Raw genomic sequence first — 15210 nt, 5'->3', positions numbered from 1 at the left:
TTGGGCACGGCCGCTGGACGAGGTGCTGGATCTGGTCGTGTGGATGGAGGGGATGGGAGATTGGGGAAAGATCGACGGCTTTGTGACCGACGTCGTTCGGCTGCGACCGGCCGAGGACGTGGTGTGTTTCACTCGGGAACTCGCACCCTCAGCCGACAACTGGTTCTCCCTTGGCACGGTCTTGGCGGAAGCGGTCGAGGCCCGTGTCAGCGCGCGCAACGCCGCGTTCTATGGCCAGAAGCTGGTAGTTGACGGAGGCCTTGGAAACCGGCTGAGGGGCCAGATCCTTGCGGCCGTCCTGAGCTGGGTGGCCAACCCCGACGAAGCGGTCGATCTGCTCAGGCGGGTCTCGACGAGTGTCGAATCCTCGGACTGCGTCGGCGCGGGCCTCAAACAGATTGCGTCTCAACGCATCATTGACGGCTTCCCCCTCGTCGTCGTGCTGGGGCTGTACGCAGCGGGGCTGAGCAGCCTGGCCCATCGGACCATTGATGAACTGAGTCTTTACCTCAGTCCGGGGAGGACCAGTGACCTTGACTTCCTGGAGTTTCGCCAAGGCCTTCGGGCACTGGACGAACGGAGCCTGCGTACCTTCTTCTCGATTGTCGCCGCTCGATCTCCGGATCACGCGACCACCTTGTTCGCCTGGGCCGTCCTCATGGCTGCGAAGGGGCGGAACGAGCTGGATCTGATCGACCAACTGCTGGACGAGCTGGGCCCGGCATTCGAGCAGCATCTCCAGGACGGGGTCACCATGGTGCCCGGCGACCTGACCGAGTACATGGCCCACCGTCACGCCGGCTCCCGCTGACGCCCCAGAAACACCGGGTTCGTGAACGCCGCCAACGCCCCCGGTATTGGCCCCGCCGCCGTCTCGTGCCGCAACTCCGCCCGGACGTAGGCGGCGCAGGAAGCCGTCGTACGCCACTCGACCACCCCCGAACCACCCACCGGCAGCGGCACGCTGGTGAACATCACCCCCTGGTCGGTCACCAACCGCACCACGCACCGAGGCGCCCCCGTCACCTCCAGCCGGACCGTGACCGGAGTGTCGGCATCCACCTCCAACCGCTCCCCGATTCCGGCCAGTTCGCTCCCTCCAGCCCCTCCACACGTCACCGTGAACCCCAGCGAGACGCTCCTCGACTCCGCGACATACGACCGCCCCGCCCGAATCCCCTCCAGAATCGCCTCCCGCGTCAGATCCTCGGCCAGTACCACCGTCTGAGGGAGCCCCACCGCATCCGGCGCCCGATGCGCATCGCTGTTCCCCATCGCCGGGAGCCAGCCCCCGCCCCCGCCACCCTCCTCCACCGACGCAACCAGCATCCCGTCCCACCCCGCCAGCGCCACCTCATCGTCGGCCGTGTACGCCCCGTTCCACACCTCGACCGCGTCCGCCTCCCCGAACCCGAACTTCCAAGCGCAGCCGATGCAGTTGGCGTGCGGGTGGGCCGGGACGACCAGGCCCCCGGCTCGCCGGATCTCCCGCGCGAACCGCCCGAAGAGGCTGTCGCGGGCCCGGTAACGCCAGTCGACGAACGTGCCCGGGTCCGTCCCCAGGGCCACCGCATGGCCGTTCCTCGTCGTGACCTCCTCGCCCAGCAGCACCAGCAGGTCATCGCCCGCGAACTCGGCCCAATGCGCGTGCGCCGCATGCGTGTTGTGGTCGGAGGAGTTGATGAAGTCCAGGCCGGCCGCCCGTGCGAGGGCCGCGATCTCGGACGGGGTGCGGCGGCCGTCCGAGTGCCAGGAGTGGAGGTGGCAGTCCCCGCGATACCAGGCCCGCCCTCGTCCCCTCGCGCGCTCCGGAGGGTACGTCCGCTCAGCGGGGGCGCCCTGTTCGTCGTACCCGTACGTCATCGTGATCGTGAGCTCGTACTTCAGCCCCTGCGGAGCGACCGTGTACGGGCCCAGCGCGATGTGCCATCTGCCCTCGCCGATCGGACCGGGGATGTATCCCGGCGTCGCCGTGTCCGTGCGGAGGAAGAACTCCGTGCGCGCACCGCCCGACCAGCCCCGGAAGCCCTCCCCGCCCAGTTCGATGCCGCATTCGTCGAAGATGCCGATGTCGAGGGCGTTGCCCGGGGTGCCAGGTGGGACGGGCGGGTGGTCATAGACGTACTCGACCTTCAACTCCCGTACGCCGGACGGGACTTCGACCGGGACGTAGACGTAGTCGGGAGAGCCGGGTGGCAGCGTGCCGCGTACCACTCGGGTCTCCGGGGCGGCGAAGCTCACGCCTACCAAGGTAAGCACGCCAGTAGATGCCGACTGGTCGGTATGGACAGGTCGCCCGGAAGCCGGTAGAGATGAGCCATGCGCCTCTCCGTTACGATCTTTCTCACCGACGAGACGATCGCCCCCACGAAACTCGCCCGCGAGCTGGAGCAACGCGGTTTCGCCGGCCTCTACCTGCCCGAACACACGCACATCCCCATCGAGCGGGCCACGTCGTATCCGGCGGGCGGCGAGCTGCCCCGCGAGTACGGCCGTACCCTCGACCCCTTCGTCGCGCTCGGCCAGGCCGCCGCCGTGACCGAGAACCTGGGGCTCGGCACCGGCATCACGCTCGTCGCGCAGCACGACCCGATCGATCTCGCCAAGCAGATCGCCACCGTGGATCACCTCTCCGGCGGACGTTTCACGCTCGGGCTCGGCTTCGGCTGGAACGTCGAGGAGGCCGCCGATCACGGCGTGGAGTGGCGTACGCGGCGGGAGCTGGTCCGGGATCGGATGGGGCTCATGCGGGCGTTGTGGTCCGACGAACCCACCGCGTACAACGGGCAGTTCGGGAGCGTGCGCGCCAGTCTCGCCCACCCCAAACCCTTTCAGAAGCCGCGCGGGCCGGTCGTAGGGCCTCGGACGCTTGTCGGTGGGGCGGCCGGGCCGAAGTTGTTCTCGCACATCAGTGAGTACGCCGACGGGTGGCTGCCGATCGGCGGGCGGGGGCTGTCCGAGTCGCTGCCCTTGCTGCGGGCCGTGTGGGCCGACGCGGGGCGCGATCCGGCTGCCCTCCACATCGTGCCGTACGCCGTTCATCCGACAGCCGGCAAGCTCGCCCACTACGCGGAGTTGGGTATCGAGGAGGTCGTGGTGCAGCTGCCGCCCGCCGGTGAGCAGGAGATCCTTCGACTCCTCGACGGACTTGTCGACGATTACGCCCACCACCTCACACCCGCCAGTGACACCGTGTAACGACCTGCGGGCGGGGACGAATCGGGCGGCGCCTATTTGGCCTGATCACGGCGATCGTATGCTCGAAGGATGACGACTTCCGAGACCTCCGGAAACGGCCCCACCGACCGCCCCGGCGGTACCGGCCCCACCGAGAACTCCATGCGTCGCGCCCTCAAACGCGCCCGTGACGGCGTCGCCCTCGACGTCGCCGAGGCGGCCGTGCTGCTCCAGGCGCGCGGCGCGGACCTCCACGACCTCACCGCGTCGGCCGCCCGGGTGCGTGACGCGGGCCTGGAGGCGGCGGGCCGGCCAGGTGTCATCACGTACTCGAAGAGCGTCTTCATCCCCCTCACCCGGCTGTGCCGGGACAAGTGCCACTACTGCACGTTCGTCACCGTCCCCGGCAAGTTGCGGCGCGCCGGGCACGGGATGTTCATGTCGCCGGACGAGGTGCTCGACGTGGCCCGGCGCGGCGCAGCCCTCGGCTGCAAGGAAGCCCTGATCACCCTCGGCGACAAGCCGGAGGAGCGGTGGCCGGAGGCGCGGGAGTGGCTCGACGCGCACGGCTACGACGACACGATCGCGTACGTCCGGGCCATCTCCATCCGCATCCTGGAGGAGACGGGGCTGCTGCCCCACCTCAACCCGGGCGTCATGACCTGGACCGACTTCCAGCGCCTGAAGCCGGTCGCGCCGAGCATGGGCATGATGCTGGAGACGACCGCCACCCGGCTGTGGTCCGAGCCCGGCGGCCCGCACTACGGCTCTCCGGACAAGGAACCGGCCGTACGACTGCGGGTGCTGGAGGACGCCGGACGGTCCTCCGTCCCCTTCACTTCCGGGATTCTGATCGGGATCGGCGAGACGTACGAGGAACGCGCGGAGTCGATTTTCGCGCTGCGGAAGGTGTCGCGGGCCTACCACGGCATCCAGGAACTGATCATCCAGAACTTCCGCGCCAAGCCGGACACGGCGATGCGCGGCATGCCGGACGCCGAACTGGACGAACTGGTCGCCACGGTGGCGGTGGCCCGGCACATCATGGGCCCGAGCGCCTGCCTCCAGGCCCCTCCCAACCTCGTGGACTCCGAGTACGAGCGGCTGATCGGCGCCGGCATCGACGACTGGGGCGGCGTCTCCCCGCTCACCATCGACCACGTCAATCCGGAACGCCCCTGGCCGCAGATCGAGGAGCTCGCATCGCGCTCCGCCGCCGTCGGCTTCTCACTGCGCGAACGGCTCTGCGTGTACCCGGAGTTCGTGCGGCGCGGCGAGCCCTGGCTGGATCCGCGGCTGCTGCCGCACGTACGGGCGCTGGCGGATCCGGAGACCGGACTGGCTCGCGCTGAAGTCCTCCCGGAAGGGCTTCCCTGGCAGGAGCCGGACGAGGTGTTCGTGGCCGCCGGCCGTACGGATCTGCACGCCTCCATCGACACCGAGGGCCGTACGTCCGACCGGCGTGACGACTTCGACGAGGTGTACGGCGACTGGGGAGCCCTGCGTGAGGCGGCGGCGCCCGGCATGCTGCCGGAGCGGATCGACACGGACGTACGGCAGGCGCTGGCGACCGCGGCCGACGACCCGACGAAGCTGACCGACGACGAGGCGCTGGCGCTGCTGCACGCGGACGGGCCTGCGCTCGACGCCCTCTGCGGGATCGCGGACGACGTGCGCAAGTCGGTGGTCGGCGACGACGTGACTTACATCGTCACCCGGAACATCAACTTCACGAACGTCTGTTACACCGGTTGCCGCTTCTGCGCCTTCGCACAGCGCCGCACGGACGCCGACGCCTACACGCTCTCCCTGGACCAGGTCGCGGACCGGGCGCAGCAGGCGTGGGACGTGGGCGCGGTGGAGGTGTGCATGCAGGGGGGTATCCATCCCGACCTGCCGGGCACGGCGTACTTCGACATCGCGCGCGCGGTGAAGGCCCGAGTGCCCGGGATGCATGTGCACGCCTTCTCCCCGATGGAGGTGGTGAACGGCGCGACCCGTACCGGGATGTCGATCCGCGAGTGGCTGTCGGAGGCGAAGGAAGCGGGCCTGGGATCGATCCCCGGCACGGCTGCGGAGATCCTCGACGACGAGGTGCGCTGGGTCCTGACGAAGGGCAAGCTGCCTACGGCGACCTGGATCGAGGTCGTGTCGACGGCACATGAGCTCGGCATTCGTTCGTCGTCGACGATGATGTACGGCCATGTCGACCAGCCTCGTCACTGGCTGGGGCACCTCCGCACCCTGGCGCGGATCCAGCAGGAGACGGGCGGGTTCACCGAGTTCGTGACGCTGCCGTTCATCCACACGAACGCGCCGGTGTACTTGGCGGGTATCGCCCGCCCGGGTCCCTCCATGCGGGACAACCGGGCGGTGACGGCGATGGCCCGTCTCCTGCTCCACACCCACATCCCGAACATCCAGACGAGCTGGGTCAAGCTGGGGACGGAGGGGGCGGCGGAGATGTTGCGCTCGGGCGCGAACGATCTCGGCGGCACGTTGATGGAGGAGACGATCTCGCGGATGGCGGGGTCGTCGTACGGCTCGTACAAGTCGGTCAAGGACCTGATCGCGGTCGCGGAGGCAGCTGGTCGGCCTGCGCGCCCGCGCACGACGCTGTACGGCGATGTGCCGGAGGAACGGCAGCAGGCGGCGGCGCTTTCGGACGGGCACCTTCCGGAGCTGCTGCCGGTGCTGGACTGAAGGCTGCTGGACTGAGGCGTGGGGCAGGGGCGGCTCACAGTACGATGATCGGACCCCCGATTAGAGGGGCCCGTACCCGAGGAGATGCGTGCCGTGCCTGCCCCGAAGGTCTGGGTGACCGGTCTGACGGTGGGAGCGATCGCCGTGGTCGCCGCCCTCGCCGTACAGGCGGACAAGGGTGCCAAGCCCGAGTCCACGGCCGCCCGCCCGAGCGCGTCGGCGTCCGTGCGGCCCTCTGCCTCGCCCACGAAGTCGACGTCCGCCGCGGTGCCGGACGGTTCCGGTACCGGGCGGCGCGTCGTCTACTCCCTCGGGCAGCGGCGGGTGTGGCTGGTCGACGCGAGCGAGGCGACCCGCCGCAGCTTTTCGGTGTGGCCGGGGACGGTGAGCCCGGACCCGGGCACCTATGCGGTCGCGTCACGCCGGGACGCCACGACCGGCTCCGACGGCGTGGAGATCGAGCACGTCGTGTACTTCGCCACCAAGTCCGGCCTCAACATCGCCTTCTCCAACGCGGTGGACGGCTCCTCGCCACCACCGGCCTCCGGCACGCAGACGGGCGGCATACGGATGCGGGTGGCGGACGGTTCGGCGCTGTGGACGTTCGGGTCGGCGGGCACGAAGGTGACGGTCGTCGAGTAATGCGTGTACTTAGGGTTGGGGAATAACCATGGCCGTACTCGTCCTGTCCGCCGTCCTGGTGCTGGTCATCGGAGGCTGCGTCTGCGTCTTCCTGGCTGCCCGAGGTGACGCCCCGCGCTGGGTGCGTGGGGTGGCGAAGGTGACCGTGGTGACGGGCGAGCTGGTGAGCGTGCTCGGCCGGAAGAGCGGGCGGGGGTCGAACGGCTCCAGCCAGTCGATGGGGGACGACAGCTAGGACGGCAGGTAGTCGGAGCTGTCCGTACGGGCGCCAGGAGCTACTCGGTGTCCTTGGGATGGCGGGTGGACGCGTACACGAGGTGGACGGTGTGCCGCGCTTCGTCGACGAGGTAACGCACACGACCGCCCGCTGTCACCTCGTACTCCCACTGGGGATACTCCTGACCGCCGAGGTTGCCCGTGGCCAGACGACCGCGCAGCCGGTGCTGACGGTCGGGATCCGCCCGGGACATGGGGGCGCTGCGCAGTGCCTCGAAGCAGCGCCGTGTGTTCCCCGGCGCCTCCGCGCCCAGCTCGCCCCATCCTTTGGCCGCCTCGTTCGTCGCGAATCGCAGGCGCCATTCCTCGTTCACCGCCGGTGGGGCGACGTCGTCGCCACGCTTCGGGCTCACGGGGCGGTCACCTCGCCGTGGTCCTCGTCCGGCAGTCGGCGGGTGAGCTGCGCGGTGAGCTCGGGGTCGGCGAGGATACGTGCCGTCGCGCGCCATTCGACGACGACTCGGTGGAGATTGACGTGGACGTCCAGCTGGGCCGCGTCGTGCGTGGCGTCGATGAGCTCGGCCACGAACTGCTTCAGCTCGTCCGCCGACAGATGACGGACCCACGGGAAGACCGAGGGGAGCGCCCGCAGTATGGCCCGCTCACCGGCATCGCTGCGCACGAGGGCGGCGAGCAGGCGGGCCGTGATGTCCGCCGTCTCCTCGCGCTGCTGGTCGTGGCGTGCCGTCGTCAGGTAGAGGTCCTCGCCGTCCCGACGCGTGATGTGGACGCGCTGAGCCCGGTCGAGCGTCTCGGCGACACGCTTCGAATTCTTCGAGAGCTCGGAGAAGGCGACCGTGGGAGTGGACATGAGCCGACGGTACTTCGGAACGTATTCCGAAGTCAATCGATGAGGGGCTGCCTGGGAGCTCAGACCTCTGCCAGACTTCAAACGGATGAGCCATGGGGGTGGAGCGGATGAGGCCGACGCGGCTGTCGATGCAGGAGCTGATCGGACGGCGCAAGCGCGCGGGTTTCGTCGGCCGCCGTAGCGAGCTCGACCTGTTCCGCGCCAACTTCGACATCTCGCCGGAGGATGAACGGCACAGTTTCGTCTTCCACATTCATGGCGCGGCGGGCGTCGGCAAATCCTCACTGGTCAGAGAGCTTGAGGTCGTGGCCGCGCAGCGCGAGGCGCTCACCGCTCGCACGGACGAGACAGTGAACAGTGTGCCGGAGGCGATGGCGGCGATCAGCGCTCAGTTCGCCAAGCAGGGCGCCGAGTTGAAGGCTTTCGACAAGCTCCTCGCCACCTACCGTCAGCGCCGCCACGAGGCGGATACGGCATCGGGCGCGCCGGAAACCGGCCCGCACCCCGATACATCCGTGCCGCCCTCGGCGGGCAGCATGACCGTGGCCCAGGCCGGGCTGATCGGACTGGGCATGGTGCCGGGGGTGGGTGCGTTCACCGGAGCGATCGACCCGGCTCAAGTCGCCCACAGCACAGACCGCTTGAGGTCCGCGCTGAGCGCCCGTTTTCGGAATCACGACGACGTGCAGTTGGTCCTGGAGCCGCTGAAGGCCTTGAGCCCGGTCTTCGTCTCGGAACTGGACAGAGTCGCCTCCGAAGTCCCCTGGATCGCGCTCTTCTTCGACACATACGAGAGGACAGCGCCCTTCCTCGATGCCTGGGTCCTGGACCTGATCACGACGGACCGGTACGGCGCGCTGCCCGCGAACGTGGTCGTCACGCTGGCCGGCCAGCACGGCCCCGACCCCGTCCGCTGGGCGGACTACGCCGGGTTCGTCACCGAGGTCGGCCTGGAGCCGTTCACGGAATCCGAGGCTCGGCAACTCCTCGCAGCGAAGCGGGTGGTGGATGAGGACGCCGTACGGGAGGTGCTGCGGCTGTCCGATGGGCTTCCCGTGCTCGTGTCGATGCTTGCCCAGAACCCGGTGGCGGTGGACGACCCCACCGCCACCGCCGTGGAACGCTTCCTCAAGTGGGAGCGTGATCCGGCGCGCCGGGATGCGGCGCTCGCGTGCGCGGTGCCTCGGTGGTTGAACGCGGACGTGTTCCGGGTGGTGGTCGAAGAGGGGCCCGAGGGGTCGTACGAGTGGCTGCGAGGTCTGCCCTTCGTCGGCGAGGACTCGGGCCGGATCCGCTACCACGACGTCGTGCGCACCGCCATGCTCCGGCTTCAGCGGACACGGTCACCACGGAGTTGGGCGGCGGGGCACGCGCGGCTCGCGGAGGTGTACGGGCAGTGGCGCGCCGAGGCGGAAGAGGGCCTGGAACCAGACGAGTTGTGGTCCGACGCCCCCTGGAGCCAGCTGCGGATCGAGGAGTCGTACCACCTGCTGTGCGCCAGGCCTCAGACCGCGCTGACCCAGGTACTCAGGGATGTGGTCGGCGCCTGCCGTGCAGGCGCGGCAGCGGTACGCGGTTGCGCGCAGACGCTCTCCGATGCGGGAGAACAAGCGGACGCGGAGACGGTCCTGGTGTGGGGTCACGACCTTTTCGTGGCGCTCTCGGACGAGTCGGAGGGAGTGCTGCCGGTTCTGGGGCTGCTGCTGAACAGGGCGGGCCTCGATGCACCCGGGCGCGCCGAGGCGCACTGTGTACGGGGGCACGAACTGCGGTGGGCGGGGAAGCCGGAGCGGGCGCTCGCCGAGTACGACCGGGCCATCGCCCTGGCCCCGACTTCGGCCGAGGCGTATCAGGGGCGGGCCCTCGTCCGTCGGGGGCGGGGCGATCTCGTGGCCGCCCTGGCCGACGCGGATCGTGCCGACGCGCTGAGCCCCGGCACTGTGCAGATCCTCGGCCTGCGAGGAGTCATCCTGCAGGGCATGGCTCGCTACGAGGATGCGGTGGCGTCCTACGACCGCGTTCTCGACCTGGATCCCGGACACAAGCTGGCCGTGGCGAGCAGGGGGCAGAGCAAGCACTGCCTAGGGGACGACGAAGGAGCGCTCGCCGACTTCGACGAGGCGTTGGAGAACGACCCGGAGTACCTGTGGGCTCTGGTGCACCGGGCGGAGCTGTACCGGGATCAGAGGCGGCTTGAGGAATCGTTCGCCGACCTGGACCGGGCGGTGGAGATCGCTCCTGACAGTGCGTGGATCGCCTCCGAACGGGGTGACGCCTACCGGCTGGTGGGCAGGGACGAGGAGGCCGCCGAGGAACTCGGGCGGGCCTGTGAGCTTGATCCCGACTACTACTCCGCACACGCCGGTCGCGGATACGCGCTCGCGCGCCTGGGACGCCACGGGGAGGCGCGGGCGGCCTACGACCGTGCGATCGAGCTGCTTCCCGAGTACCCGTGGGCACTGGTCCAGCGCGCCATTCTGCGAGGTGAACTGGGCGACGAGGACGGCATGTTCGCGGATCTAGACCGGGCTGTGTCGGCGGACGGGACGGGTACATGGGCGCTGAGGCAGCGAGCCGTCGCCTACCAGAGAGCTGGCCGCTATCTGGAGGCGTTCGCGGACTTCGGCCGTGGGCTGGGGCGCGAACCCGACCTAGCCTGGGGCAAGTTGAAGATGGTGACTCTGGCCGCGCTGAGCAGGGACGAAGCGGCGGTCGCCGAGCTCGACCGGGCGCTGCAACTCGACCCGGACGACGTGACCCTGTTGACGGGCAGGGGCGTGGTGCGCCTGAGCCGGGGACAGTACTTCGCAGCGCTTACGGACCTGGACCGGGCGATCTCCCTCCGCCCGGACGAGGCGAACCTGTACGTCACCCGAGCGAAGGCGTGCATAGCCGTCGGGCGGCTTCCGCAGGCCCTCGCCGACCTCGCTCAGTGCGTGGAGCGAGGAGAGGAGCCCGCGTGGGCGACCCGGAGAACCGCCGAGGTGTTGTTGTGGTGCGGGCGCTATGACGAGGCTCGGCGACTGCTGGACGACCTGGGGGCGACCGCGGAGCGGCGGGGCGACACGGAGACGGTGATGGCCGCCTGGTACGTCGACACCGAGACCGATCGGTTGCAACGCGCGCGGAACGTTGGTGATCTGCTGGCACCTGTGAACTTCGTGAGCCAGCGATTTGTAGCCTTGTTGCAGAGTCTGCCAGGAGACTTGACTGCGGTCGAGCCTCTGCTGAGTCCCATGCCGTCAGCGGACGCGGATGCCGACGCTTCGGTCAAATTCGCGCAAGTGCTGGTCAGTTGGGCCACAGGCGACTGGCCGCGGGCCGACTCGCTGCTCTCCGAAGGGCTGGCCCTGGACCACGACTGGGAAGACCTGGCCGACCTGGCCCTCCGGCTGACTCTCCTGGCGCGCAGCCCCCATGCCGACCCGGCCCTCTTCGGCCCGCGCCTGGCCCGCGTCACTGCAGCCCGCGACGCCTTTCAGGCCCGCTATGCGGAGTAGGCCTCGACGAAGGCCGCCCAGGAGCCGTCCGCGAACGCGAGCCGCGCGCCCGCCTTGTCCTTGGAGTCGCGTACGCGGACGGTGGCGTCGGCGGAGGATATGGCCACCTCGACGCACTCGGGGCCGTCGTTGCTGCTGTAGCTGCTCTTGAACCAGTTCAGCTCGGGGGTCATGTCTCTTCTCCCATGACTTTCTCGATGAAGGCCAGTGACTCCCGGGGCGTGAGAGCCTGCGCACGGATCATTCCATAGCGCATCTCCAGGATCTGGACTTCCCTCGGGTCACTGATCACCCGGCTGTGGAGCTGGCCCTCCGAGTGCCCGAGCGTCTTGCCGTCCCGGAGCTTCAGCACTTGGAGCGATCCGCCCATGCCCGCGTGGTCCTCACGGTCCGTGGGCATCACCTGAATCTCGACGTGCCTCAACTTGCCCATCTCCAACAGGTGTTCGAGTTGCCGCCGCAGCACCATTCTGCCCCCGATCGGTCGCCGCAGCGTCGCCTCTTCCTGTACGAAGGTGAGCATCGTCAGGGGCACCCGCTCGAAGACGGCCTTCCGTGCCATGCGCGCGGCGACGAGCCGTTCAACCTCCTCCTCCGGGTACGCGGGCCGCCGCATCGCGTACAACGCCTGTGCGTATTCCGGGGTCTGGAGCAGGCCGTGGATGTGGAGGGCGGCGTAGGCCCCCATCTCGACGGACTCGTCCTCCAGTTTCTTCAGGTCCCGAACCGTCTTCGGGTACCGGGCCTCCTCGACGTCCTTCTTCATGGCGGAGACCTTCCCGCCCGCGCCGACCACCTCATCGGTCTTGTCGAGGAAATCGGGCTTCGGAACCCTCCGTCCGCGCTCCACGGACGAGACCATGTCCTCGCCGTACCCGATCGACGCCCCGAGCTCCGTCTGTCGCAGCCCGGCGGCCTCCCGCCACATCTTGATCTGACGGCCGACCGCCCTGAGTACGCCCGCGGCCTCTTCGTCCTCCATACCGCCCACCCTCCCGCATACGAGGTACGAGCCGGACGACCCCGGAACGTACCCGGACAGTCGCGCTCCGTACCGACGTCAGTGCTGTTCAGGGTAGACAGAAGTGACCACGCTGAGTGATGTGAACCAGGAAATCACTCAAGCCGCCACCGCTGTACGGCACTTCACGCTGCTGTTGTCCGCGACCCGGCGAGGCGCCCGACTGGCCCGTCTGCTCACGGAACGTCAACTCGCCGACTGGGGGCAGCCATCCGCTGCCGCCGAGCACGTGGTGGCCGAACTCGCGGCCGGGTCCCACGGATCCCGGATCCGATCGCCGAGTACGCGGAGTTGATGCCGGGTCGGGCGGATTGATGACCCGGCGGAACCCGACGCCAAAGACAAAGAACCGGAGAAAGAACCCACCCCGCCCCACCCAGGCCGTCAACCACCGCACCCCTGGTCACGCGAGTCACTCGGTCGGGTGATCGCGATCAATCGCGCTGGCGTTTCGGTGAGTTGATCGGGCATCGTCGATCTCAATAGCCGACTGCAAGCATGAAACGGCCCCCGCCGGGAGTGCAATCCCGAGCGAGGGCCTGTTCACCGAGGAAGAGAAGAGCTTCCTGATGGCTGAGCAGCACATTAGCGCGCACGCGCGCTCCCGATCCGCCCGTTTGCGGTACAACGAACGGATCTACCCAAACGCCGAGCAGCGGCTCATGCTGGCCCGCACGTTCGGATGCGCCCGCGTCGTCTACAACGACGGACTCAGGCTGAGGAACGAGGCACACAAGCGCGGTGAGCCGTTCATTACGGACAACCAACTCCAGAAGCTGGTGACCACACAGGCGAAGAAGTCACCGGAGCGGGCCTGGCTCGCCGAGGTCTCGGCAGTGGTTTTGGTGCAGTCCCTGGCTGATCTGCATGCCGCCTACCGGAACTTCTTCGCCTGGCGCCGTGGGGACCGCAAGGGTCCGAAGATGGACCCGCCCCGGAAGAAGCGCAAGTCTGCCCGGCAGGCGGCACGGTTCACCCGGAACGGGTTCAAGATGCTCGACGACGGGCGTGTGTACCTGGCGAAGATCGGGGCTGTGCGGGTCCGCTGGTCCCGGCCTCTGCCGTGCGACCCATCCTCGGTCACGATCATCAAGGACCCGGCAGGCCGCTACTTCGCCTCGTTCGTTGTCGAGACCGAGGACAAGCCCCTTATCGAACTGGATGTGGAGGAGACCGACACAGGCATCGACCTGGGCCTGTCCTCCTACGCCGTGCTGCGGGGCCGGAAGATCGCATCCCCGAAGTTCTTCCGCCGCCAGGAGAAGAAACTCCGCCGAGCCCAGCGCAAGCTGTCCCGCTGCCAGAGGGGTTCCAACAACCGGCGCAAGGCCAAGCTGGCCGTAGCCAGGATCCATACTCGTATCGCCGACCAGCGACGCGACTTCATCGAGCAGGAAACCACCAAGATCACGCGCGAGAGCCAAGCCGTGTATTTGGAGGACCTGAACGTGAAAGGCATGGCCAAGAGCTTCGGCAAGTCCCTGCACGACCAGTCGCTGGGCATGTTCGCTCGTACTCTCGAAGCCAAATGCGCCAGGTACGGGCGTACCTTCGTCAAAATCGACCGCTGGTTCCCCTCGACACAGCTCTGTTCGCGCTGCGGTGCGCTCACCGGCCCCAAGGGCCGCGAACAGCTCCACATCCGCACCTGGGAATGCGGTTGCGGAGCCGTCCATGACAGGGACGGCAACGCCGAGATCAACCTCCGCGCCGAAGGGCGGCGCATCGTGGTGGCTGGACGGGCCGACACGTAAAACGCCTCCGGAGCCCGCGTAAGACCCCGCGAGCCGGGGCGGTGGGCGATGAAAGAGGAACAATCCGGGGGCCGTCAGGCCGGCCTGGAAACCCGGGCTGTCAGGCTCGGGAGGACGTCAGAGTGCTGAGCTGTCGTATGCGTGTGCGTAATGTGGTTGTACGCGCGAGTGACGACAGGGAGGTCTGGGGTGGGTGCGGCAGCCGGGGCTGTCTGGGGGCGGTCCGAGCAGCAGGACTTTCGGAGCAGGGTGCGGGGGACGCTGCTCGGCGCGGCCGTCGGGGATGCTCTCGGGGCGCCCGTCGACGGGCTCGCGATGGACGAGATACGCGAGGGATACGGGGCCGAAGGCGTCGTCGATCTCGCCTTCGGGCATGGGCGGCGCGGTGCCGTCACCCACCTCACGCAGCTGACCCTCTTCACCGTCGACGGGCTGATACGCGCCCAGGTGCGCCGCGACACCGGTGCCTGGCATCCGCCGACCGATCTGCACCGGGCGTACCTGCGCTGGGCGGCCACCCAGCACGACTGGGGGCCCGACGAGCGGCGTAAGGACGACGGGTGGCTGGCGCGGGAGGAGTGGCTCTACGCCCGCCGGGAGCCGTCCCGTTCCCTGTTGCTCGGGCTCGGCGACGAGAACATGGGGACCCTCGACGCACCCAAGAACCCCGGCGAGGCCGGGCCGGAGGCCACCGCCCGGTCCGCGCCCTTCGGACTGCTCGTCGGCTGGGAGCCGCAGCTCGTCATGCAGCTCGCCGTGGAGTGCGCGGCGCAGACGCACGGGCACCCCGCCGCCTATCTGTCGGCCGGCGCGTACGCCGTCATCGTGCACGGGCTCGCCTGCGGCGAAAGCCTCGACGGTGCCGTCCAGCGGGCGCTCGCGCTCCTTTCCGCCCGGCCCGGGCACCAGCCGGTCTCGGACGGCCTCCAGCGCGCCCTGGGCGCCGTACGGCAGGGGATGCCCAGTTCCGTCCGCGTGGAGGAGCTCGCCGGGGAGGGGACGGCCGAGGGGCTGCTCGCGGTCGCCGTCTACTGCGCGCTGGTCGGGGAGGACGTACGGCATGGGCTGTGCCTCGCCGTGAACCAGGGCGGGCCGTCCGGTGCGGCCGGGGCGCTCACCGGCGGGCTCCTCGGTGCCCTGCACGGCGAAACGGCCCTCCCGCCGGCCTGGCTGGCCGAGCTGGAGGGCCGTCCCACTCTGTTGGTGCTTGCCGACGACTTCGCCATGGAGATGACCCAGGGACCCGCCCTGCACGGGCCGGCCGGGTCGTCCCCGGGGTGGCTGATCCGGTACCCGCGCGCCTAGTCCGGGTCCGGGGCCGAGTCA

13 protein-coding genes and 1 pseudogene are annotated in these 15210 nt (G+C 69.1%); 9 read left to right on the top strand and 5 right to left on the bottom strand.

Going from position 1 to position 15210, the window contains the following annotated elements; genetic code table 11:
- Positions 1–22: 22 nt before the first annotated feature.
- Positions 23–811 carry a hypothetical protein gene (locus AC5DRG_RS22985; RefSeq protein ID WP_491812490.1) on the top strand — a complete coding sequence of 263 codons (789 nt, stop codon included), beginning with the start codon at positions 23–25 and terminating at the stop codon, positions 809–811.
- On the opposite strand, the gene AC5DRG_RS22980 is transcribed toward AC5DRG_RS22985, so the two are convergent.
- The gene (locus tag AC5DRG_RS22980; RefSeq protein ID WP_491812489.1) at positions 793–2259 is read right to left on the bottom strand and encodes a CehA/McbA family metallohydrolase; all 1467 of its coding nucleotides are present in this window, start codon (positions 2257–2259) and stop codon (positions 793–795) included. The genes AC5DRG_RS22985 and AC5DRG_RS22980 overlap by 19 nt on opposite strands.
- A gap of 60 nt (positions 2260–2319) precedes the next feature.
- Here AC5DRG_RS22980 and AC5DRG_RS22975 point away from each other — a divergent pair, with 60 nt between their 5' ends.
- The 4 genes from AC5DRG_RS22975 (at position 2320) to AC5DRG_RS22960 (ending at position 6757) form a co-directional block, all read left to right on the top strand.
- On the top strand, positions 2320–3198 hold the full coding sequence (locus AC5DRG_RS22975; RefSeq protein ID WP_491812487.1) for an LLM class F420-dependent oxidoreductase: 879 nt from the start codon (positions 2320–2322) through the stop codon (positions 3196–3198).
- Positions 3199–3267: 69 nt separating this feature from the next.
- Positions 3268–5880, top strand: coding sequence for a bifunctional FO biosynthesis protein CofGH (locus AC5DRG_RS22970; protein ID WP_491812486.1), 2613 nt, complete (start codon positions 3268–3270; stop codon positions 5878–5880).
- 84 nt (positions 5881–5964) lie between these two features.
- Positions 5965–6522: a hypothetical protein gene (locus tag AC5DRG_RS22965; RefSeq protein ID WP_491812484.1), complete on the top strand. Its 558-nt coding sequence runs from the start codon at positions 5965–5967 to the stop codon at positions 6520–6522.
- 28 nt (positions 6523–6550) lie between these two features.
- Positions 6551–6757 (top strand): hypothetical protein, encoded by a 207-nt coding sequence (locus AC5DRG_RS22960; RefSeq protein ID WP_491812483.1) that lies wholly within the window; start codon positions 6551–6553, stop codon positions 6755–6757.
- Between the two features lie 40 nt (positions 6758–6797).
- On the opposite strand, the gene AC5DRG_RS22955 is transcribed toward AC5DRG_RS22960, so the two are convergent.
- Positions 6798–7151: a hypothetical protein gene (locus AC5DRG_RS22955; protein WP_491812482.1), complete on the bottom strand. Its 354-nt coding sequence runs from the start codon at positions 7149–7151 to the stop codon at positions 6798–6800.
- Complete coding sequence (locus AC5DRG_RS22950) at positions 7148–7609, bottom strand: prevent-host-death family protein (RefSeq protein ID WP_491812481.1); 462 nt, start codon at positions 7607–7609, stop codon at positions 7148–7150. Before AC5DRG_RS22950 ends, AC5DRG_RS22955 begins: the two co-directional genes overlap by 4 nt.
- Positions 7610–7716: 107 nt before the next feature.
- Here AC5DRG_RS22950 and AC5DRG_RS22945 point away from each other — a divergent pair, with 107 nt between their 5' ends.
- Positions 7717–11109, top strand: a complete 3393-nt coding sequence (locus AC5DRG_RS22945; RefSeq protein ID WP_491812479.1) for a tetratricopeptide repeat protein — start codon at positions 7717–7719, stop codon at positions 11107–11109.
- On the opposite strand, the gene AC5DRG_RS22940 is transcribed toward AC5DRG_RS22945, so the two are convergent.
- Both AC5DRG_RS22940 and AC5DRG_RS22935 read right to left on the bottom strand, forming a co-directional pair.
- Entirely contained in the window at positions 11097–11282 is a 186-nt protein-coding gene (locus tag AC5DRG_RS22940; RefSeq protein WP_491812478.1) for a DUF397 domain-containing protein, read from the bottom strand. The genes AC5DRG_RS22945 and AC5DRG_RS22940 overlap by 13 nt on opposite strands.
- Positions 11279–12091 carry a helix-turn-helix domain-containing protein gene (locus AC5DRG_RS22935; RefSeq protein ID WP_491812476.1) on the bottom strand — a complete coding sequence of 271 codons (813 nt, stop codon included), beginning with the start codon at positions 12089–12091 and terminating at the stop codon, positions 11279–11281. The genes AC5DRG_RS22940 and AC5DRG_RS22935 overlap by 4 nt, the downstream gene beginning before the upstream one ends.
- Before the next feature lie 121 nt (positions 12092–12212).
- Here AC5DRG_RS22935 and AC5DRG_RS22930 point away from each other — a divergent pair.
- The 3 genes and pseudogenes from AC5DRG_RS22930 to AC5DRG_RS22920 form a co-directional block, all read left to right on the top strand.
- Positions 12213–12392, top strand: a pseudogene (locus tag AC5DRG_RS22930) (ATP-binding protein); the annotation flags it as partial.
- A gap of 307 nt (positions 12393–12699) precedes the next feature.
- On the top strand, positions 12700–13884 hold the full coding sequence (locus AC5DRG_RS22925) for an RNA-guided endonuclease InsQ/TnpB family protein (protein WP_491812474.1): 1185 nt from the start codon (positions 12700–12702) through the stop codon (positions 13882–13884).
- 189 nt (positions 13885–14073) lie between these two features.
- Positions 14074–15189, top strand: a complete 1116-nt coding sequence (locus tag AC5DRG_RS22920; protein WP_491812473.1) for an ADP-ribosylglycohydrolase family protein — start codon at positions 14074–14076, stop codon at positions 15187–15189.
- The last annotated feature ends 21 nt before the right edge of the window (positions 15190–15210 follow it).

This window comes from Streptomyces sp. JLBG701 (assembly GCF_058544905.1).
The sequence above is the reverse complement of the archived record's forward strand: the minus strand, read 5'-3'. Positions and strand labels throughout refer to the sequence as shown.

Bases quoted from the DNA above. Each gene is read 5' to 3' on its own strand.
- AC5DRG_RS22975 (WP_491812487.1), top strand. From the start codon at position 2,320: ATGCGCCTCTCCGTTACGATCTTTCTCACCGACGAGACGATCGCCCCC.
- AC5DRG_RS22970 (WP_491812486.1), top strand. From the start codon at position 3,268: ATGACGACTTCCGAGACCTCCGGAAACGGCCCCACCGACCGCCCCGGC.
- AC5DRG_RS22965 (WP_491812484.1), top strand. From the start codon at position 5,965: ATGCGTGCCGTGCCTGCCCCGAAGGTCTGGGTGACCGGTCTGACGGTG.
- AC5DRG_RS22960 (WP_491812483.1), top strand. From the start codon at position 6,551: ATGGCCGTACTCGTCCTGTCCGCCGTCCTGGTGCTGGTCATCGGAGGC.
- AC5DRG_RS22950 (WP_491812481.1), bottom strand. From the start codon at position 7,609: ATGTCCACTCCCACGGTCGCCTTCTCCGAGCTCTCGAAGAATTCGAAG.
- AC5DRG_RS22945 (WP_491812479.1), top strand. From the start codon at position 7,717: ATGAGGCCGACGCGGCTGTCGATGCAGGAGCTGATCGGACGGCGCAAG.
- AC5DRG_RS22940 (WP_491812478.1), bottom strand. From the start codon at position 11,282: ATGACCCCCGAGCTGAACTGGTTCAAGAGCAGCTACAGCAGCAACGAC.
- AC5DRG_RS22935 (WP_491812476.1), bottom strand. From the start codon at position 12,091: ATGGAGGACGAAGAGGCCGCGGGCGTACTCAGGGCGGTCGGCCGTCAG.
- AC5DRG_RS22925 (WP_491812474.1), top strand. From the start codon at position 12,700: ATGGCTGAGCAGCACATTAGCGCGCACGCGCGCTCCCGATCCGCCCGT.